3 protein-coding genes and 1 pseudogene are annotated in these 1472 nt (G+C 49.3%); all 4 read left to right on the top strand.

Going from position 1 to position 1472, the window contains the following annotated elements:
* Positions 1-66 precede the first annotated feature (66 nt).
* Complete coding sequence (rpsH, locus tag ACRC27_RS03970) at positions 67-459, top strand: 30S ribosomal protein S8 (protein WP_438623185.1); 393 nt, start codon at positions 67-69, stop codon at positions 457-459.
* A 16-nt stretch (positions 460-475) separates the two neighbouring features.
* Positions 476-1009, top strand: a complete 534-nt coding sequence (gene rplF / locus ACRC27_RS03965; protein WP_438623186.1) for a 50S ribosomal protein L6 — start codon at positions 476-478, stop codon at positions 1007-1009.
* 9 nt (positions 1010-1018) lie between these two features.
* On the top strand, positions 1019-1372 hold the full coding sequence (gene rplR / locus ACRC27_RS03960; RefSeq protein ID WP_438623187.1) for a 50S ribosomal protein L18: 354 nt from the start codon (positions 1019-1021) through the stop codon (positions 1370-1372).
* A 14-nt stretch (positions 1373-1386) separates the two neighbouring features.
* Positions 1387-1472: pseudogene (rpsE, locus tag ACRC27_RS03955) on the top strand (30S ribosomal protein S5); the annotation flags it as partial.

Raw genomic sequence — 1472 nt, 5'->3', positions numbered from 1 at the left:
AAATTCCGGGTCTGAAAAAGGCTAGCTGGTAATTTACCACTATTTGAATCACGGGAGTAAAGACAGATGAGCATGCAAGATCCGATCGCGGATATGCTGACCCGTATCCGTAACGGTCAGGCAGCGAAGAAATTTGCGGTCACAATGCCTTCTTCCAAGCTGAAAGTGGCAATTGCCAACGTGCTGAAAGAAGAAGGCTACATCGAAGATTTCAATGTTGTTGGCGACGCTAAGCCAGAACTAGAAGTTACCTTGCGTTATTTCCAAGGTAATTCAGTTGTGGAAAGCATTCAGCGTGTAAGCCGCCCTGGTCTGCGTATCTATAAGAAAAAAGATGTGCTGCCAAAAGTTATGGGTGGTTTAGGTATCGCTGTTATTTCAACGTCTAAAGGTGTGATGACTGACCGAGCTGCGCGTAAAGCGGGCCTTGGCGGTGAGATCATCTGCTACGTAGCCTAATAAAGGGGTAGGAAGAATGTCTCGTGTTGCTAAAGCACCAGTGGTCATTCCTGCCGGCGTAGAGGTGAAACTCAACGATCAGGTTATCATCCTGAAAGGCAAGAATGGCGAGCTGACTCGTACTATTCATCATGGCGTAGAAGTTAACTTTGCTGACAATGCAATCACTTTCGCTCCGCGCGAAGGCGTTGCAGGTGCAGACGCGCAGGCTGGTACTGCACGTTCACTGGTTAACAATATGCTGATCGGTGTTACCGAAGGCTTCCAGAAGAAGCTGCAACTGGTAGGTGTTGGTTACCGTGCGGCTCTGAAAGGCAACGCAGTTGCCCTGAGCTTAGGTTACTCACACCCAATTGAGCACCAACTGCCTGCTGGCATCACTGCTGAATGTCCAACTCAGACCGAAATCGTTCTGAAGGGTTCTGACAAGCAGTTGATTGGTCAAGTTGCAGCTGACCTGCGTGCTTACCGCCGTCCTGAGCCTTATAAAGGTAAAGGTGTACGTTACGCTGACGAAGTCGTGCGTATCAAAGAGGCTAAGAAGAAGTAAGGTAACACTATGGATAAGAAATCAGCTCGTATCCGTCGTGCGACCCGCGCACGTCGCAATATTAAAGAACTGGGTGCGACCCGCCTGGTGGTTCACCGTACTCCGCGTCACATCTACGCGCAAGTTATTGCAGCAAATGGTTCAGAAGTTCTGGCCGCTGCATCAACTGTAGAAAAAGTGATTGCTGAGCAAGTGAAGTCTACCGGTAATAAAGATGCCGCAGCCGTTGTCGGTAAAGCTGTTGCTGAACGCGCTCTTGAAAAAGGCGTTAAAGCAGTTGCTTTTGACCGCTCTGGTTTCAAGTATCACGGCCGTGTCCAAGCGTTGGCAGATGCTGCCCGCGAAGCTGGCCTTCAGTTCTAAGGTAGAGGTGTAAGATGGCTAACATCGAAAAACAAGCTGGTGAACTGCAGGAAAAGCTGATCGCGGTAAACCGTGTATCTAAGACCGTTAAAGGTGGTCG

It is taken from the genome of Plesiomonas sp., from assembly GCF_051650925.1.
Classification (GTDB): Bacteria; Pseudomonadota; Gammaproteobacteria; order Enterobacterales; family CAMTGL01; genus Plesiomonas.
This window is presented reverse-complemented; position numbering and strand designations above follow the sequence as displayed.